This is a genomic window from Streptococcus oralis (assembly GCF_001075675.1).
GTDB classification, from domain to species: domain Bacteria; phylum Bacillota; class Bacilli; order Lactobacillales; family Streptococcaceae; genus Streptococcus; species Streptococcus oralis_V.
Genome location: NZ_JUNW01000034.1, coordinates 43,350 through 64,048 on the forward strand (window position 1 = coordinate 43,350; position 20,699 = coordinate 64,048).

32 protein-coding genes are annotated in these 20,699 nt (G+C 41.8%); all 32 read left to right on the forward strand.

Annotated elements, in window-relative coordinates:
* The first annotated feature begins 70 nt into the window (after window positions 1-70).
* The 32 genes from spx to rpsH all read left to right on the forward strand — a co-directional run bounded on the left by spx (window position 71) and on the right by rpsH (window position 20,693).
* Complete coding sequence (gene spx, locus ADM50_RS04925) at window positions 71-469, forward strand: transcriptional regulator Spx (RefSeq protein ID WP_000591165.1); 399 nt, start codon at window positions 71-73, stop codon at window positions 467-469.
* Between the two features lie 66 nt (window positions 470-535).
* Window positions 536-1,105, forward strand: a complete 570-nt coding sequence (locus tag ADM50_RS04930) for an SP0191 family lipoprotein (protein ID WP_000734685.1) — start codon at window positions 536-538, stop codon at window positions 1,103-1,105.
* A gap of 86 nt (window positions 1,106-1,191) precedes the next feature.
* The gene (locus ADM50_RS04935) at window positions 1,192-1,458 is read left to right on the forward strand and encodes an IreB family regulatory phosphoprotein (RefSeq protein WP_000507059.1); all 267 of its coding nucleotides are present in this window, start codon (window positions 1,192-1,194) and stop codon (window positions 1,456-1,458) included.
* Between the two features lie 3 nt (window positions 1,459-1,461).
* Complete coding sequence (gene ruvX / locus ADM50_RS04940; RefSeq protein WP_042903001.1) at window positions 1,462-1,881, forward strand: Holliday junction resolvase RuvX; 420 nt, start codon at window positions 1,462-1,464, stop codon at window positions 1,879-1,881.
* 15 nt (window positions 1,882-1,896) lie between these two features.
* Window positions 1,897-2,202, forward strand: a complete 306-nt coding sequence (locus ADM50_RS04945; protein WP_000017624.1) for a DUF1292 domain-containing protein — start codon at window positions 1,897-1,899, stop codon at window positions 2,200-2,202.
* Window positions 2,203-2,460: 258 nt separating this feature from the next.
* Window positions 2,461-3,711, forward strand: coding sequence for a bifunctional folylpolyglutamate synthase/dihydrofolate synthase (locus ADM50_RS04950; RefSeq protein ID WP_049484728.1), 1,251 nt, complete (start codon window positions 2,461-2,463; stop codon window positions 3,709-3,711).
* A gap of 90 nt (window positions 3,712-3,801) precedes the next feature.
* Window positions 3,802-4,254, forward strand: a complete 453-nt coding sequence (locus tag ADM50_RS04955; RefSeq protein WP_049484729.1) for an SP_0198 family lipoprotein — start codon at window positions 3,802-3,804, stop codon at window positions 4,252-4,254.
* Window positions 4,255-4,597: 343 nt separating this feature from the next.
* Window positions 4,598-6,130: a cardiolipin synthase gene (gene cls, locus ADM50_RS04960; protein ID WP_049484730.1), complete on the forward strand. Its 1,533-nt coding sequence runs from the start codon at window positions 4,598-4,600 to the stop codon at window positions 6,128-6,130.
* 75 nt (window positions 6,131-6,205) lie between these two features.
* Window positions 6,206-6,349, forward strand: a complete 144-nt coding sequence (locus ADM50_RS09635; protein ID WP_000933184.1) for a hypothetical protein — start codon at window positions 6,206-6,208, stop codon at window positions 6,347-6,349.
* Window positions 6,350-6,384: 35 nt separating this feature from the next.
* A complete protein-coding gene (locus ADM50_RS04965) occupies window positions 6,385-7,902 on the forward strand; it encodes a hypothetical protein (protein ID WP_049484731.1) in 1,518 nt (505 codons plus the stop codon).
* A 129-nt stretch (window positions 7,903-8,031) separates the two neighbouring features.
* Window positions 8,032-10,239, forward strand: a complete 2,208-nt coding sequence (nrdD, locus tag ADM50_RS04970; protein WP_049484765.1) for an anaerobic ribonucleoside-triphosphate reductase — start codon at window positions 8,032-8,034, stop codon at window positions 10,237-10,239.
* 11 nt (window positions 10,240-10,250) lie between these two features.
* Window positions 10,251-10,391: a hypothetical protein gene (locus tag ADM50_RS09640; RefSeq protein WP_000521625.1), complete on the forward strand. Its 141-nt coding sequence runs from the start codon at window positions 10,251-10,253 to the stop codon at window positions 10,389-10,391.
* Window positions 10,392-10,434: 43 nt separating this feature from the next.
* Complete coding sequence (locus tag ADM50_RS04980; RefSeq protein WP_049484732.1) at window positions 10,435-10,935, forward strand: GNAT family N-acetyltransferase; 501 nt, start codon at window positions 10,435-10,437, stop codon at window positions 10,933-10,935.
* A gap of 4 nt (window positions 10,936-10,939) precedes the next feature.
* Window positions 10,940-11,536 carry an anaerobic ribonucleoside-triphosphate reductase activating protein gene (gene nrdG, locus ADM50_RS04985; RefSeq protein ID WP_049484733.1) on the forward strand — a complete coding sequence of 199 codons (597 nt, stop codon included), beginning with the start codon at window positions 10,940-10,942 and terminating at the stop codon, window positions 11,534-11,536.
* A complete protein-coding gene (locus ADM50_RS04990; protein ID WP_049484734.1) occupies window positions 11,533-12,159 on the forward strand; it encodes a uridine kinase family protein in 627 nt (208 codons plus the stop codon). The genes nrdG and ADM50_RS04990 overlap by 4 nt, the downstream gene beginning before the upstream one ends.
* A gap of 567 nt (window positions 12,160-12,726) precedes the next feature.
* Complete coding sequence (locus ADM50_RS04995; RefSeq protein WP_044021470.1) at window positions 12,727-13,140, forward strand: effector binding domain-containing protein; 414 nt, start codon at window positions 12,727-12,729, stop codon at window positions 13,138-13,140.
* Window positions 13,141-13,396: 256 nt separating this feature from the next.
* A complete protein-coding gene (gene rpsJ / locus ADM50_RS05000; RefSeq protein ID WP_001284513.1) occupies window positions 13,397-13,705 on the forward strand; it encodes a 30S ribosomal protein S10 in 309 nt (102 codons plus the stop codon).
* A gap of 83 nt (window positions 13,706-13,788) precedes the next feature.
* A complete protein-coding gene (gene rplC / locus ADM50_RS05005; protein WP_000160197.1) occupies window positions 13,789-14,415 on the forward strand; it encodes a 50S ribosomal protein L3 in 627 nt (208 codons plus the stop codon).
* Window positions 14,416-14,439: 24 nt separating this feature from the next.
* Window positions 14,440-15,063 (forward strand): 50S ribosomal protein L4, encoded by a 624-nt coding sequence (rplD, locus tag ADM50_RS05010; protein WP_000024539.1) that lies wholly within the window; start codon window positions 14,440-14,442, stop codon window positions 15,061-15,063.
* Complete coding sequence (locus tag ADM50_RS05015) at window positions 15,063-15,359, forward strand: 50S ribosomal protein L23 (RefSeq protein WP_001055347.1); 297 nt, start codon at window positions 15,063-15,065, stop codon at window positions 15,357-15,359. The genes rplD and ADM50_RS05015 overlap by 1 nt, the downstream gene beginning before the upstream one ends.
* Before the next feature lie 17 nt (window positions 15,360-15,376).
* A complete protein-coding gene (gene rplB / locus ADM50_RS05020) occupies window positions 15,377-16,210 on the forward strand; it encodes a 50S ribosomal protein L2 (RefSeq protein ID WP_000512910.1) in 834 nt (277 codons plus the stop codon).
* A gap of 103 nt (window positions 16,211-16,313) precedes the next feature.
* Window positions 16,314-16,595 (forward strand): 30S ribosomal protein S19, encoded by a 282-nt coding sequence (rpsS, locus tag ADM50_RS05025; RefSeq protein WP_000533766.1) that lies wholly within the window; start codon window positions 16,314-16,316, stop codon window positions 16,593-16,595.
* A gap of 11 nt (window positions 16,596-16,606) precedes the next feature.
* Window positions 16,607-16,951 carry a 50S ribosomal protein L22 gene (gene rplV / locus ADM50_RS05030; RefSeq protein WP_000818137.1) on the forward strand — a complete coding sequence of 115 codons (345 nt, stop codon included), beginning with the start codon at window positions 16,607-16,609 and terminating at the stop codon, window positions 16,949-16,951.
* Window positions 16,952-16,963: 12 nt separating this feature from the next.
* Window positions 16,964-17,617 carry a 30S ribosomal protein S3 gene (gene rpsC / locus ADM50_RS05035; protein WP_000529936.1) on the forward strand — a complete coding sequence of 218 codons (654 nt, stop codon included), beginning with the start codon at window positions 16,964-16,966 and terminating at the stop codon, window positions 17,615-17,617.
* A 3-nt stretch (window positions 17,618-17,620) separates the two neighbouring features.
* Window positions 17,621-18,034 (forward strand): 50S ribosomal protein L16, encoded by a 414-nt coding sequence (rplP, locus tag ADM50_RS05040; RefSeq protein WP_000960948.1) that lies wholly within the window; start codon window positions 17,621-17,623, stop codon window positions 18,032-18,034.
* Between the two features lie 9 nt (window positions 18,035-18,043).
* Window positions 18,044-18,250: a 50S ribosomal protein L29 gene (gene rpmC, locus ADM50_RS05045; protein WP_000772918.1), complete on the forward strand. Its 207-nt coding sequence runs from the start codon at window positions 18,044-18,046 to the stop codon at window positions 18,248-18,250.
* Window positions 18,251-18,274: 24 nt separating this feature from the next.
* Entirely contained in the window at window positions 18,275-18,535 is a 261-nt protein-coding gene (gene rpsQ / locus ADM50_RS05050) for a 30S ribosomal protein S17 (RefSeq protein WP_000440801.1), read from the forward strand.
* A gap of 25 nt (window positions 18,536-18,560) precedes the next feature.
* The gene (gene rplN / locus ADM50_RS05055; protein WP_000616545.1) at window positions 18,561-18,929 is read left to right on the forward strand and encodes a 50S ribosomal protein L14; all 369 of its coding nucleotides are present in this window, start codon (window positions 18,561-18,563) and stop codon (window positions 18,927-18,929) included.
* Between the two features lie 77 nt (window positions 18,930-19,006).
* Entirely contained in the window at window positions 19,007-19,312 is a 306-nt protein-coding gene (rplX, locus tag ADM50_RS05060; RefSeq protein ID WP_000497691.1) for a 50S ribosomal protein L24, read from the forward strand.
* A gap of 23 nt (window positions 19,313-19,335) precedes the next feature.
* Window positions 19,336-19,878 (forward strand): 50S ribosomal protein L5, encoded by a 543-nt coding sequence (gene rplE, locus ADM50_RS05065; RefSeq protein ID WP_000013542.1) that lies wholly within the window; start codon window positions 19,336-19,338, stop codon window positions 19,876-19,878.
* 17 nt (window positions 19,879-19,895) lie between these two features.
* Window positions 19,896-20,081, forward strand: coding sequence for a type Z 30S ribosomal protein S14 (locus ADM50_RS05070; RefSeq protein WP_049484735.1), 186 nt, complete (start codon window positions 19,896-19,898; stop codon window positions 20,079-20,081).
* Window positions 20,082-20,294: 213 nt separating this feature from the next.
* A complete protein-coding gene (rpsH, locus tag ADM50_RS05075; protein ID WP_000245504.1) occupies window positions 20,295-20,693 on the forward strand; it encodes a 30S ribosomal protein S8 in 399 nt (132 codons plus the stop codon).
* Window positions 20,694-20,699 lie beyond the last annotated feature (6 nt).

The following is a 20,699-nucleotide window of genomic DNA, read 5'->3' on the forward strand; positions in this document are numbered from 1 at the left end:
CGCAAGTCGGATGTTTTTTATGGTATAATAGACTAAACTGATAGTAACATGTAGCGAAAGGGGTAGGTACATGATCAAAATTTATACAGTCTCAAGTTGTACTAGCTGTAAAAAAGCGAAAACCTGGCTCAATGCCCACCAGTTAAGTTATAAAGAACAAAATCTCGGTAAAGAAGGAATTACAAGAGAAGAGTTATTAGATATTCTCACGAAAACAGATAATGGAATTGCCAGTATCGTTTCGTCAAAAAACCGCTACGCTAAGGCACTTGGAGTTGACATCGAGGATTTGAGTGTCAATGAAGTGCTCAACTTAATCATGGAAACACCACGGATCTTAAAGAGTCCGATTCTCGTTGACGAGAAGCGCCTACAAGTCGGCTATAAAGAAGATGATATCCGTGCCTTCTTGCCACGCTCTGTCCGTAATGTAGAAAATGCAGAAGCACGTCTACGTGCAGCTCTATAAAACATCAAGGCTGGGAGTGACTCCTGGCCTTGTTTGCTCTTTTGTTTTAAAATCATGTGAGGAATTATGAAAAAGTTACTAATTGCTAGTTTTGCTCTCCTCTTTTTGCTTGCGGGATGTGGGCAAAAAAAGGAAACTCCTGCTGCTTCCACAACAGCATCTGACCCCATCCAATCCAACCTTCCCGTTTTGGACAATGCCGAAAAGAATACGGTTGTCACCAAGACCTTGCTGATGCCGAAGTCAGAAAATGGAACGCAGCAGATTCAGACCATTACTTATAAAGGCAATCAGTTTTTGACCTTGACCATCCAGCAAAAACGACCTGTCGGGGATGAACTCAAGACCTTTATCTCTGAAAATGGCCTAGAGGAGACGCAAAAAGCGCTTCTAGAAGCGGAAGAAAAGGATGAGACCATCCAAGAGGCACGCAAACTAGCAGGATTCAAACTGGAAACCAAGCTACTCAGCGAGACAGAAATCCAGACGACAACGACTTATGATTTTCAAGTATTGGATGTCAAAAAGGCATCTCAGCTGGAATATTTAAAAAATATCGGCCTTGAAAATCTCTTAAAAAACGAACCTAGCCAATATATTGCAGATAGAGTGGCAAATGGGGCGACAGAACAATAGAAAATCCAAATTAATCGACTGACTTATTTGTAGAACGTCAGGGAATGTGCTATAATAGTACTATTCTAAGGAAAGAGGGTGTTAGAATGGGATTTACTGAAGAAACTGTACGGTTTAAATTGGATGATTCCAATAAGAAAGAAATTAGCGAAACATTGACAGATGTTTATGCTTCTTTGAATGACAAGGGCTACAATCCGATTAACCAGATCGTCGGTTATGTATTGAGTGGAGACCCTGCCTACGTTCCTCGTTACAACAATGCACGAAATCAAATCCGTAAGTATGAGCGTGATGAAATTGTTGAAGAACTGGTACGCTACTACCTTAAGGGACAAGGAGTCGATCTATAATCTATGAGAATTATGGGATTGGACGTCGGTTCAAAAACAGTAGGGGTGGCTATTAGCGATCCACTAGGCTTCACCGCTCAGGGACTTGAAATCATCCAGATTAATGAGGAGCAGGGCCAGTTTGGTTTTGACCGTATCAAGGAATTGGTTGACAGCTATAAGGTAGAACGCTTTGTAGTAGGTTTGCCAAAAAACATGAACAATACCAGCGGTCCGCGAGTAGAAGCCAGTCAAGCCTATGGTGCCAAGCTAGAAGAACTCTTTGGTTTGCCAGTAGACTATCAGGATGAGCGTTTGACAACGGTCGCTGCGGAGCGTATGTTGATTGAACAAGCAGATATCAGTCGTAACAAACGCAAGAAAGTTATTGATAAGTTGGCTGCTCAGCTGATTTTGCAAAATTATTTAGATAGAAAATTTTAAGACAGAGGAGAAACTATGTCACACGATCACAACCATGACCACGAAGAACGTGAATTGATTACACTAGTAGATGAGCAAGGAAATGAAACCTTGTTTGAAATTCTTTTGACCATCGATGGGAAAGAAGAATTTGGTAAAAATTATGTTCTTCTAGTGCCAGTTAACGCAGAAGAAGATGAAAATGGTGAAGTTGAAATCCAAGCTTACTCATTCATCGAAAATGAAGACGGAACAGAAGGCGAATTGCAACCAATCCCAGAAGACTCAGAAGACGAATGGAACATGATTGAAGAAGTCTTCAACAGCTTTATGGAGGAGTAAAAACGTCCGGGGGACGTTTTTAGCCCAGTTCCTTTAAATAAGAGAGAACTGGTAAGTCTGGGAGACTGTATCAGCCCAACTCCTGAAAATTAGAAGAGTTGGAATATCCGGGGGACGTTTTTAGCTCACGTTGAAATTCATAGTAGCTAGTGATTAGCTAACCAGGTAAGAGGTCGGGATTTTAGTCCCGACCTCGCTTTTTATTTGTAATCATACTTTGATGCGGTAGTTGATTGGACTTTTGTTAAGGAGACATGTATGTTTGAAGTAGAAGAATGGCTTCATAGTCGGATTGGTTTAAATTTTAGATCTGGACTTGGACGAATGCAACGAGCTGTGGATTTGCTGGGGAATCCTGAGAAGACTTATCCTATTATCCACGTAACAGGGACTAACGGTAAAGGGTCAACTATTGCCTTTATGAGGGAGTTGTTTGCAACTCATGGTAATAAAGTTGGTACTTTTACCTCTCCTCATATCATCAGCATCCATGATCGAATCTGTATTAATGGACAGCCGATCGCAGAGGAAGACTTTGTTCGTATAGCTAACCAAGTCAAGGAGATGGAGAAAATTCTCTTAGAAACACATGATCAATTGTCTTTCTTTGAGTTGTTGACCTTGATTGCCTTGCTTTACTTTAAAGAGCAGGGAGTGGATCTAGTCCTGCTAGAGGTGGGGATTGGTGGTTTGCTTGACACGACTAATGTCGTAACAGGAGAGATTGCAGTTATTACTTCCATTGGACTAGATCATCAGGAGACCTTGGGTGACAGTCTGAAGGAAATAGCCGAGCAGAAAGCTGGTATTTTCAAGGCTGGCAAGAAGGCGGTCATTGCTAAGCTCGCTCCAGAAGCTAAACTTGTCTGTCAAAATACAGCGAGAGAGTTAGCTGTTGAACTTTATCAAGCTGGGGGAGACTTCACCTTGAATGCTGGGGATTTTTCAAGTAGTCTAGCTAGTTTTTCTCAACTTGAAATCAGTTTGGAAGGTGCTTATCAGCAAGAAAATGCCGCCTTGGCTTTAGAAACTTTTCTTCTGTTTATGGCGTCAGGAGGTGAAAGGGTCGAAGAAGAGTTTGTCAGACGGGCTTTGAAGGAGACACATTGGGCAGGTCGATTGGAACGAATTCGTCCGCAAATCTACCTAGATGGGGCTCACAATCTGCCAGCCTTGACTCGTCTGGTCGAGTTTATCCAGGGGAAAATCCAGCAAGGTTACCAGGTTCGCATCCTTTTTGGAGCTCTTAAACGCAAGGATTATCAGGGGATGTTAGGCTATCTAACGGAGCAGTTGCCTCAGGTGGAACTTAAGGTAACAGGCTTTGACTACCAAGGCTCTCTGGATGAAAAGGATGTGGCGGGTTACGATTTGATTCCTTCCTATGGGGACTTTATCAGAGAATTTGAAGAACAGGCCAATGATCAGGACTTGCTTTTCGTGACGGGATCCCTCTACTTTATCTCGGAAGTCCGAGCAAGTTTGGTAGGAAGCGACGAGATTAGTTGACCTTATAGGTTTATGTTGCTATACTGTAGGTAGGAGGTATATCTGGAAACGATTCCAGCAAAACATTGGCACAAAAGAAAGGAAATCGCTATGAAAACGAAAACATTCACACTTTCTATTGCTTCCCTAGCAATTCTTAGTCTTTTAGCAGCTTGTGGACCTAAGGCACAAGCCCCTACCCAGCAATCTGCTCAGCAATCATCTTCTCAACAAGAATCATCTTCTAGCGCTGCGACAAGTGCTAGTCAACCACAGGCGTCCTCAAGTCAGGACACTACTGTAGCTCAACCTACGAATATCGATGGTACCTATACTGGAAAAGATGAGAATGACCAAATCACTCTTGTTGTAACAGGTAAAACTGGTACATGGACTGAGGTCGAGCCAGATGGAGATAAGGAAATCAAGCAAGTCAGCTTTGAGCCAGAAAATCAACGTGTCATTATCGGTGATGATGTCAAAATTTACACGGTTAATGGTAATCAATTGATTATCGATGATATGGACCGAGAGGCATCTGACCGAGTGGTATTAACAAAATAGGATCTCAAATCTAAATAGAAGTTTGGAATTAAGGTTTCAGCTTTACCTTCTACAACTTCAATAGTAACTGTCATAGGATTTGTGCGATATTGAAAAATATAAATAATATTGGAAAGAACTATCATTATGGTAGTTCTTTTTAAGCCTCTTAATACCCTAGTTAAAAATATAAAAAGGGATAGCACGTCATATAATGAAGGAGTAGTTTAAGAATCTTGCAGTTCTTGGAATAGTTTGAATAGAAAAAGGTAAAAGGTTGCCATCTACCCCTGAACTGAGGTATACTAGTAGAGACATTAGTTTATCAAGCAGTTAGGAGAATGTTAGAAAAGGAAGGGGATGTATGACAGCTAGAAAAATGCAGCTACTCATGTCCAAATATGGTTTTAGTATTACCATCATGTTGGCAGAGTTGTTTATCGTCTTTGGTTTATTTCTCTATCTAGGGCAAATGGCTCCAATTGTCTGGGTTATCCTAGTCATTTTAGTGAGTATAGCGACCATTGTATCGATTGTCAATCGGTCTATGAATCCTGAAAGTAAGGTAACATGGCTGTTAGTAGCCTTTGTGCCAGTGTTTGGGCCACTGCTCTATATCATGTTTGGAGAACGCCGTTTATCTAAAAAAGAAATGAAGCAGCTAAAGCAGCTCCAATCAATGGTTGATCGAGAGGACAATAGCAGAGCTCTCCGTTTGGAGTTAAAAGAGCAGGACAAGTCAGCTTACGGAGTTATCAAATCTCTCCTCAGCATGGATACGAATGCTGATGTCTATGATCGAACGGATACACAATTTTTTGCATCTGGGGAAAGTATGTGGCATCAGATGCTAGAGGATCTCAGGAAAGCGGAGAAATTTATCTTTCTTGAGTACTATATCATCGAAGAAGGCTTGATGTGGAACAGTATTTTAGAGATTTTGGAAGAAAAGGCTGCTCAAGGAGTAGAAGTTAAGCTCCTCTACGACGATATTGGATGTATGGCAACCTTGCCTGGGGATTATACCATCCAGCTTCGTAGCCGAGGGATTGAAGCCCATAAATTTAACAAGGTGATTCCACGTTTGACCGTTGCTTATAACAACCGTGATCACCGAAAAATCATGATTATCGATGGTCAAATTGCCTATACAGGTGGTATCAATCTGGCCGATGAGTATATCAACCATATCGAACGTTTTGGTTACTGGAAGGATAGCGGTATTCGGTTGGATGGACCGGCAGTTAAAGTTTTTACCAGGCTCTTTTTATCTGCCTGGTACATCAACCGTGGAGAGATTAGTGATTTTGACCAATACCATCTCGAAAATCAGCCCAAAGATGGGATGGGGCTCTGTATTCCCTATAGTAGTGGACCAAAACCCATATACAGAGCTCAAGTTGGAAAAACGGTCTACCAAAATCTTATCAATCAAGCTACAGATTACGTCTATATCACGACTCCCTATCTAATTGCTGACTACGATCTAACTGAAAGTATCAAAAATGCAGCTCTGAGAGGGGTAGATGTGCGAATTGTGACACCGTGTATCCCAGATAAGAAGGTTATTCAGTTAGTTACTCGAGGAGCCTATCCAGACTTGTTATCTGCAGGGGTTCGTATTTATGAGTACAGTCCGGGATTCCTTCATAGCAAGCAAATGCTGGTCGATGGAGAGGCAGCTACTGTGGGGACCATCAATTTTGACTATCGGAGCTTGCTCCACCACTATGAAAATGCCGTCTTACTTCATAGAACGCAGTCCATCATCGATATTGAAAGGGACTTCGAAGAGATTTTTAAAGTTTCTCAAGAAATTTATCCCCACACTATCAAAACCAGCTGGTATCAAAGCCTCATCAAGGAAATTGTCCAGTTGTTTGCACCTATGCTCTAACTATCCATCAAGATCTAGCCCAAGGCTGGATCTTATTTTTGTCTTCTTACGAATAGATAAGTAAAGGAGAAAACCATGCTTAATCTAGAAGATGATGATTTTATCAGAGAGTATAGAAACAGTCGATTCCACCGTTTTCGTGAAATCGAACGCTTTGCGCTATTGGATAAGAAATTCAGCAAATATCAATCCCAAGCTGACATTCCTGTAAGATTTTGATATACTAAAACAGATAAACTTAGAGGAGAAATTGAATGAACGTATACGGGAAAATAGATGAGAAACAAGAAGAATCTCATTACCAAGACTGGTCAGTGCCAGAAAAACGAGAAGGAGCTCCCATTCCCTTTTTTAGTATTTTGCTTTGGAGTTTAGTGGCCACAGCCATTTCGGTTGCCCTGCCTTTTATTTTTGGTTTAATCAGTCCGCAACAAACCCAGGATCTTTATACCGGTTGGGCCTTGCATCAAAATGGTCAAATGTATACAGATTATTTTGGGACGGAGGGATTGCTCTATTATGTGCTAACCTACCTTTTTCAAGGCAGTGTTTTGATTGCTTTGGTTGAGTGGTTGGCCTTGTTTGGAGCAGGTGTTTTCCTTTTTAAGGCTGCAGATACTCTTGTCGGCCAAGAAAAGGAAGCGAAGCGAGTTGTCTTTATTTTATACTTGCTTGTAGCGGGCCTCGCTTTTGGTGGCGGTTATGCTCTCTTGCTAGCCCTACCTTTCCTATTTTATTCATTGAGTATCGTTACAAATTATCTCGCTTTTCCAAAGGATGACAAAGGATTTGTACGAGTGGGGATGAGCCTTGCTCTCGCTTTCTTCCTTGCGCCAATCCCAACAGCCTTGTTTGCGGCTGTACTGGCCTTGGGGATTATCGGCTTTAATCTAGGCAAAGGTCATTTTGTTCATGGCATATATCAGTTCTTTGCGTCAGCCCTAGGATTTTCTCTCTTATTCTATCCTTTAGGCTACTTTACAGTGTGGACAGGTAGTTTTGGAGATGCCATTAACCAGACCTTGTATCCAGTAAATACTCTTAGCCTCTTTTCAAATTCACATTTGCTTGAAAATGCAGCCTTCTATGGCTTGCTTGCTATTGGGTTAGGTACCCTTGGTTTGCTCTTTACAGGCTTGTTCCAGTCAAAACCAGCCAAGCAATATGCCTTATCGATTGCTGCTAGCTTGGGATTATTGGTTTCTTTGGGAATCTTGGTTCTCTCCAAAGAACCTATCAATGGTACTCGTCTTGTGGTGCTAATTCCTTTCTTGGTCTTGCTCCTTCTGACAGGAATCAAGGAAGATGTTTCAGATGGAGGGAGTCGTCGTAGAAGAAGACGTGAGAAACAAACTTCTTTCCTTAAAGGAAATTTCTATCTACCACTGATTGCCCTTGCCTATCTCATTGTTCTTCCTATTGTGAGTCGTTACCTTTCTCACCCAACGACTTATCAGGAGAGAGAACGTCTTGCCAGCGTGGTCAAACAACAAACGAGTTCTGAGGATCGTGTCTATGCTTGGGATGATCGTCCCGATTTCTACCGTGCAAGTGAACGCTTGGCGCCGACTTCTCTATCAACTCCAACACTCTATACTGCAAGCGATGAAAATAAAACCAAACTGATGAATGACCTGAAAGAGAATCAACCGAAGATGATTGTGGTCAATCAAAAAGTTGCCTTGTGGTCAGATGTAGAGAGCTGGCTCAGTGAAAACTATGAGCTTGTTCAGACAGATACTAGCGAGTTCAAACTTTATAAATCTAAATAACAAAAAATCAATATCTTGTGGAATTTTAAAAATTTTAGGATTTTTAACACAAGATATTGATTTTTATTTTTAGAGTGGTATAATACTGAATATAAACAATTCAACAATATTTTAGAAAAGAGCATGGATATGATTGTATTAGAAGAAAAGCTTGCAACCGTTCCCACCTTGTTCGTTGAAAAACGAGATGGTAGACGTGTGGTGTTTGATGTAGACAAGATTGACAAGGCTCTCCACAAGGCGGCGGAAAAGGTTATGGACGTTACGCCTCTAGTAGAAAAACGCCTAAATGGTCTAGTTGAAAGAATCGTGACTGAAATTCACAGTCGCTTCCCTCAAGGTGTCAAGATTTACGAAATTCAAAATGTCGTAGAGCATGAACTCCTTGAAGCCAAAGAATATGCGCTGGCTGAGGAGTATATCACTTATCGGACACAAAGGGATTTTGAGCGCTCAAAAGCTACAGATATCAACTTTAGTATCCATAAACTTCTCAATAAAGATCAAGCAGTTGTCAATGAAAATGCCAATAAAGACAGCGATGTCTTCAACACCCAACGTGATTTGACAGCAGGGATTGTTGGGAAGTCAATCGGGCTGCAAATGCTTCCTAAGCACGTAGCCAATGCTCACCAAAAAGGGGATATCCACTATCATGACTTGGACTACAGCCCCTACACTCCGATGACCAACTGCTGTTTGATTGATTTTAAAGGCATGTTGGAAAATGGTTTTAAGATTGGAAATGCAGAGGTAGAGAGTCCCAAGTCTATCCAGACTGCGACCGCTCAAATTTCTCAAATCATCGCCAACGTTGCTTCTAGCCAGTACGGGGGTTGCTCAGCTGACCGTATCGATGAAGTCTTGGCTCCGTATGCGGAGAAGAATTACCAAAAACACCTCAAAGATGCGGAAGAGTGGGTCTTGCCTGAAAAACGGGAAGATTACGCTTGGAAGAAAACCCAAAAGGACATCTACGATGCTATGCAATCTCTTGAGTATGAAATCAACACTCTCTTCACTTCAAATGGACAAACACCTTTTACTTCACTAGGTTTTGGTCTAGGAACTAGTCGTTTTGAGCGGGAAATTCAAAAAGCTATCTTAAACATCCGAATCAAGGGGCTTGGTTCAGAACACCGTACAGCTATCTTCCCTAAACTCATCTTTACGCTGAAAAGAGGCCTTAACTTAGAGGAGGGGTCACCTAACTACGATATCAAACAGTTGGCTCTTGAGTGTGCAACCAAGCGGATGTACCCAGATGTCTTATCCTATGATAAGATTATCGAACTGACTGGTTCTTTCAAGGTTCCTATGGGTTGTCGCTCCTTCCTCCAAGGCTGGAAAGATGAAAATGGTGTTGAGGTCAATTCAGGTCGGATGAATCTAGGTGTTGTGACAGTCAATTTGCCTCGTATCGCCCTCGAGTCTGAAGGGGATCTGAATAAGTTTTGGGAAATCTTCAACGAGCGGATGAATATCGCAGAAGATGCTCTGGTTTACCGTGTTGAACGGACCAAGGAAGCAACACCAGCGAATGCCCCTATCCTCTACCAGTACGGAGCCTTCGGTCGCCGTCTCGGAAAAGAAGAAAGTGTTGACCAACTCTTTAAGAATCGCCGTGCGACAGTTTCGCTGGGCTACATCGGTTTGTACGAAGTGGCTACAGTCTTCTTTGGAAATAGCTGGGAAAGCAATCCTGAAGCCAAGGAATTCACACTGGATATTATTCGTGATATGAAACGTCGTGTGGAAGAGTGGTCTGACCAATATGGTTACCATTTCTCTATCTACTCCACACCGTCTGAAAGTCTGACAGACCGCTTCTGTCGCTTGGATACAGAGAAGTTTGGCTCTATTCCGGACATCACGGACAAGGAATACTACACCAACTCTTTCCACTACGATGTTCGTAAAAATCCAACACCGTTTGAAAAATTAGACTTTGAAAAAGTTTACCCAGAAGCAGGTGCGTCAGGTGGTTTTATCCATTATTGTGAGTATCCAGTTCTTCAACAAAATCCTAAAGCCCTGGAAGCTGTCTGGGACTATGCCTATGACCGTGTCGGCTATCTAGGGACCAATACTCCGATTGATCGTTGCTACAAGTGCGACTTTGAAGGAGATTTTGAACCAACTGAGAGAGGATTTGCTTGTCCCAACTGTGGCAATAGCGACCCTAAAACAGTAGATGTGGTCAAACGTACGTGTGGTTATCTGGGGAATCCTCAAGCGCGTCCGATGGTTAATGGACGCCACAAGGAAATCGCTGCGCGTGTCAAACACATGAACGGCTCAACCATTAAAACAGCCGGACATGAAGTAACAAATTAGAAGGAAATGGAATGGGGAAATACCAATTAGACGATAAGGGACGCGCACAAGTGACCCGTTATCACGAGAAACACTCGAAAGGTGGAACAGGTAAAAAAGAACGCTTGCTCAACCTCAGAGAACAGTTTTTAAACAAGAACAAGAAAAAATAAAAGTGAGAGTCTGCTCTCACTTTTCTCTTAATTGGAGGTGAAAATGATACTACGCAGACCAACATTGGCAGATAAAGAAACAGTTTTAGAGATGATGGCAGAGTTTGAACAGACTCAATCAGCCCACGATGGTGGGTTTTGGAACGCCAACAATTTTGTTTATGAAGAGTGGCTAGAAGAAAATCTTCAAGCAGAAGCGGGACTCAATATTCCTGAAAACTGGGTTCCTGCTATTCAGCTGATTAGTTTTGACGTAGCAGGCCAGGCTCTTGGCTTTCTCAATCTTCGTCTCCAATTAAATGACTACTTACTAGAAAATGGGGGGCATATCGGCTATTCCATCCGCCCTTCTGAAAGAGGTAAAGGTTATGCCAAAGAAGCCCTCGGACAAGGCCTGCAAGTTGCCAAGGAGAAGAACATCAAAAAAGCACTTGTGACCTGTAGTACGGAAAATCCTGCTAGTAGGGCGGTTATTGTGGCAAATGGTGGGGTGTTTGAGGATGTTCGCAATGGTGTAGAACGTTACTGGATAGATTTGGAGTAAAAGGATGACATGGAATACACCAAAACCAGGTGAATGGAAAAGTGAGGAACTTAGTAAAGGGCGGATCATTGATTATAAGGCCTTTAACTTTGTCGATGGAGAAGGTGTGCGCAACTCTCTCTATGTATCAGGTTGCATGTTTCACTGCGAGGGGTGCTATAATGTTGCGACTTGGTCTTTCAACGCAGGCATTCCCTATACGGCAGAATTAGAAGAACAAATCATGGAAGACCTTGCCCAACCCTATGTTCAAGGTTTGACCTTGCTAGGAGGAGAACCCTTTCTTAATACGGGCATTCTCTTGCCTCTCGTTAAGCGCATTCGAAAGGAATTACCAGAAAAAGACATCTGGTCCTGGACGGGTTATACTTGGGAAGAAATGATGCTGGAGACTCCAGACAAATTGGAACTCTTGTCGCTGATTGACATCCTTGTCGATGGACGGTATGATAAAAGCAAACGCAATCTTATGCTCCAGTTTCGAGGTTCGTCCAATCAACGGATTATCGATGTGCAAAAATCCCTCAAAAGTGGGCAAGTGGTGATTTGGGACAAGCTTAATGACGGAAAAGAAAGCTATGAACAGGTGAAGAGAGAATGAAGAAAAAAGACCTGATAGAACAACTGGTTTCAGAGATCGAAACGGGAAGAATTAGGACGCTAGGGATCTACGGTCATGGGGCTTCGGGCAAGTCAACCTTCGCTCAGGAATTACATCAAGCTCTAGATTCTACTACAGTAAATTTACTAGAAACAGATCCTTATATCACCTCAGAACGTCACCTGGTAGTACCAAAGCAAGCGCCAGATCAAAAGGTGACGGCTTGTCTGCCAGTGGCGCATGAACTAGCAAGTTTACAGAGAGATATTCTCGCCTTGCAGGCAGGCATGGACATCTTGACGATTGATGAACCTTGGAAGGCTAGCGAGGTCTTGTCTGGAGGAAAGCCAATTCTTATTGTTGAAGGGATGTCCGTGGGTTTTCTTCCCAAGGAACTCTTTGACAAAACCATCTGTTTCTACACGGATGAGGAGACCGAATTAAAGAGGCGCTTAGCTCGAGATACGACTATGAGAAATCGCGATGCATCTTTTGTATTAGCTAGCCATCAGATGAGACGGGAGCAGTATCTGCGATACTATAGAGAAACCGAGTCTAAAGCGGACATTTTAGTAGATCAATCAGAAGATACATTCAAGGTCAAAATGGCACATATTATATAGAAGAAAAGGTAGTTTTTTATAGATGTAAATCCGTAATTTTGGAAAGATAAAAAGAGAAAACAGTTTCATCTTAAAAAAAACGGAAAAAGCTCACAAATCCCTTGCAATCGCAGGGGCTTTGTGTTATTCTACCGTGGTGCTGTAAATCACATCTTTAGCTGTGATGCAAGAGGTTGTGACCACGATTGGATACACTGCCACACAACGCGCGTCGATTTCCTATTTTTGCTTTGAGTTTGAATCCCTTTATGTCTTAGACTTGAGCACAAAAAATGTTCGTTAAAAACTTTCCAGACTATATCAATAAGAATTGGAAGGATGGTCTTGGTTGAAGCCTGCATTGTTTTTCAGCTCTGGTTGAGACCGGTAAATTGAACGTTTTGTTTGTTATAGGCACCGTTTTTTCTGGGAAAAGGGAGTTGATAGTGAATGGTGTGATATATCCTATACGCAAAGAATGCTATTTCATTTTGTTGCGTGAATTAGCCTCTTGGTAGCTAGAAAGTTTAGAGCTGAGGTTGATTGCTAGTCAGTCACCTTAGAAGTAAAAGTAAAAGGAGCGAAGGAATGTTTTTAAAAATAATCAGTAGTATCTCTACAAATAATTTCCAAGATCCAAACATGATGGAAAAAATTAGCCATCTATGGCAGGAGCACCAGAAAGAAGTAGAGGAGGCATTTGCCCAAGGGCTTCCGATTTATGCAGTCTATCATGATTATGTCAGCGACTACAAGGGGGATTACAGCTTGTCGCTCTGTAGTCTATCCGATAAAGAAGACTGGGATTTTGACACTTCAGAACAAACCTACCAAGTATTTGAGGTGGATACAAGTGATTCAAAAGGGTTTCTCCATACCTGGCAACAAATCTGGCAGGCAGAAGAAGCAAGAGAACTGCAACGTCAGTATAGTATTGATTTTGAAAAATATGATCCAGATCAGACAGTATCTATCTTTATCGCCACCCCCAAAAATGGGTAAATTGTCAAACTATGTTTTATTTACGAAAGAGGATCAGAACATACTCTAGTAACTTAGGTTAGTAAAAAAACGAAAAAAAGCTCACAAATCCCTTGCAATCGCAGGGGCTTTGTGTTATTCTATTATGGTGCTGTAAATTACAGCCTTAGCTTTGATGCAAGAGGTTGCGACACGCTCGGTTGCATTGTCACGCAACGCGCGTCGGTTTTCTTGTGGAGCTAGCCTATTATCTTAAATAGACGAAAAGGAGAAAAAGATGGCAAACAAAAAAATCCGTATCCGTTTGAAAGCTTACGAACACCGTACGCTTGACACAGCGGCTGCAAAAATCGTAGAATCAGCTACTCGTACAGGTGCACAAGTTGCGGGTCCAATCCCACTTCCAACTGAGCGTAGCCTCTACACAATTATTCGTGCGACTCACAAATACAAAGACTCTCGCGAACAATTCGAAATGCGTACACACAAACGTTTGATCGATATCGTTAACCCAACTCAAAAAACAGTTGATGCTTTGATGAAATTGGATCTTCCAAGTGGTGTAAACGTAGAAATCAAGCTTTAATTCAAAGCTTGAAACCTTGAGCATGAAAAACGCTCGTTAAAAACTTTTTGAATAAAAAAATATAGAAAAGGAACTATTTTCTCATGACAAAAGGAATCTTAGGGAAAAAAGTGGGAATGACTCAAATCTTCACTGAAGCTGGCGAATTGATCCCTGTAACAGTTATTGAAGCAACTCCAAACGTTGTTCTTCAAGTTAAAACTGTTGAAACAGATGGATACAACGCTATCCAAGTTGGTTTCGATGACAAACGCGAAGTATTGAGCAACAAACCTGCTAAAGGACATGTAGCGAAAGCTAACACGGCTCCTAAGCGCTTCATTCGTGAATTCAAAAACGTTGAAGGCTTGGAAGTTGGTGCTGAAATCACAGTTGAAACATTCGCAGCTGGAGACGTTGTTGACGTAACTGGTACTTCTAAAGGTAAAGGTTTCCAAGGTGTTATCAAACGCCACGGACAATCACGTGGACCAATGGCTCACGGTTCCCGTTACCACCGTCGTCCAGGTTCTATGGGACCTGTTGCACCTAACCGCGTATTCAAAGGTAAAAACCTTGCAGGACGTATGGGTGGCGACCGCGTAACAATTCAAAACCTTGAAGTTGTACAAGTTGTTCCAGAAAAGAACGTTATCCTTATCAAAGGTAACGTACCAGGTGCTAAGAAATCTCTTATCACTATCAAATCAGCAGTTAAAGCTGGTAAATAATAAAGAAAGGGGAAATCAGTCACAATGGCAAACGTAACATTATTTGACCAAACTGGTAAAGAAGCTGGCCAAGTTGTTCTTAACGATGCAGTATTTGGTATCGAACCAAATGAATCAGTTGTGTTTGATGTGATCATCAGCCAACGCGCAAGCCTTCGTCAAGGAACACACGCTGTTAAAAACCGCTCTGCAGTATCAGGTGGTGGACGCAAACCATGGCGTCAAAAAGGAACTGGACGTGCTCGTCAAGGCTCTATCCGCTCACCACAATGGCGTGGTGGTGGTGTTGTCTTCGGACCAACTCCACGTTCATACGGCTACAAACTTCCACAAAAAGTTCGTCGCCTAGCTCTTAAATCAGTTTACTCTGAAAAAGTTGCTGAAAACAAATTTGTAGCCGTTGATTCTCTTGAATTTACAGCTCCAAAAACTGCTGAATTTGCAAAAGTTCTTGCAGCATTGAGCATCGATTCTAAAGTTCTTGTTATCCTTGAAGAAGGAAATGAATTCGCAGCTCTTTCAGCTCGTAACCTTCCAAACGTGAAAGTTGCAACTGCTACAACTGCAAGTGTTCTTGACATCGCAAATAGCGACAAACTTCTTGTCACACAAGCAGCTATCTCTAAAATCGAGGAGGTTCTTGCATAATGAATTTGTATGATGTTATCAAAAAACCTGTCATCACTGAAAGCTCAATGGCTCAACTTGAAGCAGGAAAATATGTATTTGAAGTTGACACTCGTGCACACAAACTTTTGATCAAGCAAGCTGTTGAAGCTGCTTTCGAAGGTGTTAAAGTTGCCAACGTTAACACAATCAACGTAAAACCAAAAGCTAAACGTGTTGGACGTTACACAGGTTTTACTAACAAAACTAAAAAAGCTATCATCACACTTACAGCTGATTCAAAAGCAATCGAGTTGTTTGCTGCTGAAGCTGAATAATCTAAGGAGGAAATATCGTGGGAATTCGTGTTTATAAACCAACAACAAACGGTCGCCGTAATATGACTTCTTTGGATTTCGCTGAAATCACAACAAGCACTCCTGAAAAATCATTGCTTGTTGCTTTGAAGAGCAAGGCTGGTCGTAACAACAACGGTCGTATCACTGTTCGTCACCAAGGTGGTGGACACAAACGTTTCTACCGTTTGGTTGACTTCAAACGTAACAAAGACAACGTTGAAGCAGTTGTTAAAACTATCGAGTACGATCCAAACCGTTCTGCAAACATCGCTCTTGTACACTACACTGACGGTGTGAAAGCATACATCATCGCTCCAAAAGGTCTTGAAGTTGGTCAACGTATCGTTTCAGGTCCTGAAGCAGATATCAAAGTCGGAAACGCTCTTCCACTTGCTAACATCCCAGTTGGTACTTTGATCCACAACATCGAATTGAAACCAGGTCGTGGTGGAGAATTGGTACGTGCTGCTGGTGCTTCTGCTCAAGTATTGGGTCAAGAAGGTAAATACGTTCTTGTTCGTCTTCAATCTGGCGAAGTACGTATGATTCTTGGAACTTGTCGTGCTACAGTTGGTGTTGTCGGAAACGAACAACATGGACTTGTAAACCTTGGTAAAGCAGGACGTAGCCGCTGGAAAGGTATCCGCCCAACAGTTCGTGGTTCTGTAATGAACCCTAACGATCACCCACACGGTGGTGGTGAAGGTAAAGCACCAGTTGGTCGTAAAGCGCCATCTACTCCATGGGGCAAACCTGCTCTTGGTCTTAAAACTCGTAACAAGAAAGCGAAATCTGACAAACTTATCGTTCGTCGTCGCAACGAGAAATAATAGTAAACTAGTTGCTTAAGCAACTAGGAAATCCGCCAGCTCGGTAGCGCTCCATATGAGCGCAAGCCGCTGTGGTACAACATTTAAAGGAGAAAATATAAAAATGGGACGCAGTCTTAAAAAAGGACCTTTCGTCGATGAGCATTTGATGAAAAAAGTTGAAGCTCAAGCTAATGACGAAAAGAAAAAAGTTATCAAAACTTGGTCACGTCGTTCAACGATCTTTCCAAGTTTCATTGGTTACACTATCGCAGTTTATGACGGACGTAAACACGTACCTGTTTACATCCAAGAAGACATGGTAGGTCACAAACTTGGTGAATTTGCACCAACTCGTACTTACAAAGGTCACGCTGCAGACGACAAGAAAACACGTAGAAAATAAGGAGAACATAAATGGCAGAAATTACTTCAGCTAAAGCAATGGCTCGTACAGTACGTGTTTCACCTCGTAAATCACGTCTTGTTCTTGATAACATCCGTGGTAAAAGCGTAGCCGATGCAATCGCAATCTTGACATTCACTCCAAACAAAGCTGCTGAAATCATCTTGAAAGTTTTGAACTCAGCTGTAGCTAACGCTGAAAACAACTTTGGTTTGGATAAAGCTAACTTGGTAGTATCTGAAGCATTCGCAAACGAAGGACCAACTATGAAACGTTTCCGTCCACGTGCGAAAGGTTCAGCTTCACCAATCAACAAACGTACAGCTCACATCACTGTAGCTGTTGCAGAAAAATAAGGAGGTAACATCGTGGGTCAAAAAGTACATCCAATTGGTATGCGTGTCGGCATCATCCGTGATTGGGATGCCAAATGGTATGCTGAAAAAGAATACGCGGATTACCTTCATGAAGATCTTGCAATCCGTAAATTCGTTCAAAAAGAACTTGCTGACGCAGCAGTTTCAACTATCGAAATTGAACGCGCAGTAAACAAAGTTAACGTTTCACTTCACACTGCTAAACCAGGTATGGTTATCGGTAAAGGTGGTGCTAACGTTGATGCACTCCGTGCAAAACTTAACAAATTGACTGGAAAACAAGTACACATCAACATCATCGAAATCAAACAACCTGATTTGGATGCTCACCTTGTAGGTGAAGGAATTGCTCGTCAATTGGAGCAACGTGTCGCTTTCCGTCGTGCACAAAAACAAGCAATCCAACGTGCAATGCGTGCTGGAGCTAAAGGAATTAAAACTCAAGTATCAGGTCGTTTGAACGGTGCAGATATCGCCCGTGCTGAAGGATACTCTGAAGGAACTGTTCCACTTCACACACTTCGTGCAGATATCGATTACGCTTGGGAAGAAGCAGATACTACATACGGTAAACTTGGTGTTAAAGTATGGATCTACCGTGGTGAAGTTCTTCCGGCTCGTAAAAACACTAAAGGAGGTAAATAACCAATGTTAGTACCTAAACGTGTTAAACACCGTCGTGAATTCCGTGGAAAAATGCGCGGTGAAGCAAAAGGTGGAAAAGAAGTAGCATTCGGTGAATACGGTCTTCAAGCTACAACTAGCCACTGGATCACTAACCGCCAAATCGAAGCTGCTCGTATCGCCATGACTCGTTACATGAAACGTGGTGGTAAAGTTTGGATTAAAATCTTCCCACACAAATCATACACTGCTAAAGCTATCGGTGTGCGTATGGGATCTGGTAAAGGGGCACCTGAAGGTTGGGTAGCACCAGTTAAACGTGGTAAAGTGATGTTTGAAGTTGCTGGTGTATCTGAAGAGATCGCTCGCGAAGCGCTTCGTCTTGCAAGCCACAAATTGCCAGTTAAATGTAAATTCGTAAAACGTGAAGCAGAATAAGGAGAAGGCATGAAACTTAATGAAGTAAAAGAATTTGTTAAAGAACTTCGTGGTCTTTCTCAAGAAGAACTCGCGAAGCGCGAAAACGAATTGAAAAAAGAATTGTTTGAACTTCGTTTCCAAGCTGCTACTGGTCAATTGGAACAAACAGCTCGCTTGAAAGAAGTTAAAAAACAAATCGCTCGTATCAAAACAGTTCAATCTGAAGCGAAATAATAGACTAGGGAAGGAGAAATTTCAATGGAACGCAATAATCGTAAAGTTCTTGTTGGACGTGTTGTATCTGACAAAATGGACAAGACAATCACAGTTGTAGTTGAAACAAAACGTAACCACCCAGTCTATGGTAAACGTATTAACTACTCTAAAAAATACAAAGCACATGATGAAAACAATGTTGCCAAAGAAGGCGATATCGTACGTATCATGGAAACTCGTCCGCTTTCAGCTACAAAACGTTTCCGTCTTGTAGAAGTTGTTGAAGAAGCGGTCATCATCTAATCAAACCTGAAAGGAGAAAACTGAAATGATTCAAACAGAAACTCGTTTGAAAGTCGCAGACAACAGCGGTGCTCGCGAAATCTTGACTATCAAAGTTCTTGGTGGTTCAGGACGTAAATTTGCAAACATCGGTGATGTTATCGTGGCATCTGTAAAACAAGCTACTCCTGGTGGTGCGGTTAAAAAAGGTGACGTTGTAAAAGCTGTTATCGTTCGTACTAAATCAGGTGCTCGTCGTGCTGATGGTTCATACATCAAATTTGACGAAAACGCAGCAGTTATCATCCGTGAAGACAAAACTCCTCGCGGAACACGTATCTTTGGCCCAGTTGCACGTGAATTGCGTGAAGGTGGCTTCATGAAGATCGTGTCACTTGCTCCAGAAGTACTTTAATTTTTAGAAACAAACTAGTCCCCTAGCTTCAAGCTAGGGTGCCCTTATGGGCGTAAGAAAAATCAAGGAGAAACCTAATGTTTGTAAAAAAAGGCGACAAAGTTCGCGTAATCGCTGGTAAAGATAAGGGAACAGAAGCTGTTGTCCTTACTGCCCTTCCAAAAGTAAACAAAGTTATCGTTGAAGGTGTTAACATCGTTAAGAAACACCAACGTCCAACTAACGAGCTTCCTCAAGGTGGTATCATCGAGAAAGAAGCAGCTATCCACGTATCAAACGTTCAAGTATTGGACAAAAATGGTGTAGCTGGTCGTGTTGGTTACAAATTTGTAGACGGTAAAAAAGTTCGCTACAACAAAAAATCAGGCGAAGTGCTTGATTAATCACGAAGGAAAGGAGAAGTATAATGGCAAATCGTTTAAAAGAAAAATATCTTAATGAAGTAGTTCCTGCTTTGACAGAACAATTCAACTACTCATCAGTGATGGCTGTGCCTAAAGTAGATAAGATCGTTTTGAACATGGGTGTTGGTGAAGCTGTATCAAACGCTAAAAGTCTTGAAAAAGCTGCTGAAGAATTGGCACTTATCTCAGGTCAAAAACCACTTATCACTAAAGCTAAAAAATCAATCGCCGGCTTCCGTCTTCGTGAAGGTGTAGCGATCGGTGCAAAAGTTACCCTTCGTGGTGAACGTATGTACGAATTCTTGGACAAATTGGTTTCAGTTTCACTTCCACGTGTGCGTGACTTCCACGGTGTTCCAACAAAATCATTTGATGGACGCGGAAACTACACTCTTGGTGTGAAAGAACAATTGATCTTCCCAGAAATTAACTTTGATGACGTTGACAAAACTCGTGGTCTTGACATCGTTATCGTAACAACTGCTAACACTGACGAAGAGTCACGTGCATTGCTTACAGGCCTTGGAATGCCTTTTGCAAAATAATATAGGAGGTAAATCTAATGGCTAAAAAATCAATGATTGCTAAGAACAAACGTCCAGCGAAGTTCTCTACTCAAGCTTATACTCGTTGTAAAAAATGTGGTCGTCCACATTCAGTTTACCGCAAATTTAAACTTTGCCGTGTTTGCTTCCGTGAATTAGCTTACAAAGGACAAATTCCTGGTGTAACAAAAGCATCTTGGTAATATCATGATACAAAGAGCGTAACAACCACAGCAAAAATAGGAAATTTGGTGAAGGAGCGATGCTCCAAAACAAATTTATCTTTTTTGCACAGGTTGTAGCTCGTGTTCAAATAAGAGTTCTCTCATTTGAATGTGTCAATACTATCTGAGCCCAGCTCAATCATTAACTAGCAAGTGCAACTTGCAAACTACTAGTAAGAGGAGAAAAACAAAATGGTTATGACTGACCCAATCGCAGACTTCCTAACTCGTATTCGTAACGCTAACCAAGCGAAACACGAAGTACTTGAAGTACCTGCATCAAACATCAAAAAAGGGATTGCTGAAATCCTTAAACGCGAAGGTTTTGTTAAGAATGTAGAAATCATCGAAGATGACAAACAAGGCATCATCCGTGTATTCCTTAAATACGGACCAAACGGTGAAAAAGTTATCACTAACTTGAAACGTGTTTCTAAACCAGGACTTCGTGTCTACAAAAAACGTGAAGATCTTCCAAAAGTTCTTAACGGACTTGGAATTGCTATCCTTTCAACTTCTGAAGGTTTGCTTACTGATAAAGAAGCTCGCCAAAAGAATGTTGGTGGTGAGGTTATCGCTTACGTTTGGTAAAATCAA

Coding starts and splice junctions, on each gene's coding strand:
- ADM50_RS05015 (WP_001055347.1), top strand. CDS start 15,063: ATGAATTTGTATGATGTTATCAAAAAACCTGTCATCACTGAAAGCTCA.
- spx (WP_000591165.1), top strand. CDS start 71: ATGATCAAAATTTATACAGTCTCAAGTTGTACTAGCTGTAAAAAAGCG.
- rpmC (WP_000772918.1), top strand. CDS start 18,044: ATGAAACTTAATGAAGTAAAAGAATTTGTTAAAGAACTTCGTGGTCTT.
- rplC (WP_000160197.1), top strand. CDS start 13,789: ATGACAAAAGGAATCTTAGGGAAAAAAGTGGGAATGACTCAAATCTTC.
- nrdG (WP_049484733.1), top strand. CDS start 10,940: ATGACATGGAATACACCAAAACCAGGTGAATGGAAAAGTGAGGAACTT.
- ADM50_RS04935 (WP_000507059.1), top strand. CDS start 1,192: ATGGGATTTACTGAAGAAACTGTACGGTTTAAATTGGATGATTCCAAT.
- ADM50_RS04950 (WP_049484728.1), top strand. CDS start 2,461: ATGTTTGAAGTAGAAGAATGGCTTCATAGTCGGATTGGTTTAAATTTT.
- rpsQ (WP_000440801.1), top strand. CDS start 18,275: ATGGAACGCAATAATCGTAAAGTTCTTGTTGGACGTGTTGTATCTGAC.
- rplV (WP_000818137.1), top strand. CDS start 16,607: ATGGCAGAAATTACTTCAGCTAAAGCAATGGCTCGTACAGTACGTGTT.
- rpsJ (WP_001284513.1), top strand. CDS start 13,397: ATGGCAAACAAAAAAATCCGTATCCGTTTGAAAGCTTACGAACACCGT.
- rpsS (WP_000533766.1), top strand. CDS start 16,314: ATGGGACGCAGTCTTAAAAAAGGACCTTTCGTCGATGAGCATTTGATG.
- ADM50_RS09635 (WP_000933184.1), top strand. CDS start 6,206: ATGCTTAATCTAGAAGATGATGATTTTATCAGAGAGTATAGAAACAGT.
- ADM50_RS04930 (WP_000734685.1), top strand. CDS start 536: ATGAAAAAGTTACTAATTGCTAGTTTTGCTCTCCTCTTTTTGCTTGCG.
- rplN (WP_000616545.1), top strand. CDS start 18,561: ATGATTCAAACAGAAACTCGTTTGAAAGTCGCAGACAACAGCGGTGCT.
- ADM50_RS04945 (WP_000017624.1), top strand. CDS start 1,897: ATGTCACACGATCACAACCATGACCACGAAGAACGTGAATTGATTACA.
- ADM50_RS04955 (WP_049484729.1), top strand. CDS start 3,802: ATGAAAACGAAAACATTCACACTTTCTATTGCTTCCCTAGCAATTCTT.
- rplX (WP_000497691.1), top strand. CDS start 19,007: ATGTTTGTAAAAAAAGGCGACAAAGTTCGCGTAATCGCTGGTAAAGAT.
- ADM50_RS04965 (WP_049484731.1), top strand. CDS start 6,385: ATGAACGTATACGGGAAAATAGATGAGAAACAAGAAGAATCTCATTAC.
- nrdD (WP_049484765.1), top strand. CDS start 8,032: ATGATTGTATTAGAAGAAAAGCTTGCAACCGTTCCCACCTTGTTCGTT.
- ADM50_RS05070 (WP_049484735.1), top strand. CDS start 19,896: ATGGCTAAAAAATCAATGATTGCTAAGAACAAACGTCCAGCGAAGTTC.
- ruvX (WP_042903001.1), top strand. CDS start 1,462: ATGAGAATTATGGGATTGGACGTCGGTTCAAAAACAGTAGGGGTGGCT.
- ADM50_RS04980 (WP_049484732.1), top strand. CDS start 10,435: ATGATACTACGCAGACCAACATTGGCAGATAAAGAAACAGTTTTAGAG.
- rplE (WP_000013542.1), top strand. CDS start 19,336: ATGGCAAATCGTTTAAAAGAAAAATATCTTAATGAAGTAGTTCCTGCT.
- ADM50_RS04995 (WP_044021470.1), top strand. CDS start 12,727: ATGTTTTTAAAAATAATCAGTAGTATCTCTACAAATAATTTCCAAGAT.
- rpsH (WP_000245504.1), top strand. CDS start 20,295: ATGGTTATGACTGACCCAATCGCAGACTTCCTAACTCGTATTCGTAAC.
- rplP (WP_000960948.1), top strand. CDS start 17,621: ATGTTAGTACCTAAACGTGTTAAACACCGTCGTGAATTCCGTGGAAAA.
- ADM50_RS09640 (WP_000521625.1), top strand. CDS start 10,251: ATGGGGAAATACCAATTAGACGATAAGGGACGCGCACAAGTGACCCGT.
- ADM50_RS04990 (WP_049484734.1), top strand. CDS start 11,533: ATGAAGAAAAAAGACCTGATAGAACAACTGGTTTCAGAGATCGAAACG.
- rplD (WP_000024539.1), top strand. CDS start 14,440: ATGGCAAACGTAACATTATTTGACCAAACTGGTAAAGAAGCTGGCCAA.
- cls (WP_049484730.1), top strand. CDS start 4,598: ATGACAGCTAGAAAAATGCAGCTACTCATGTCCAAATATGGTTTTAGT.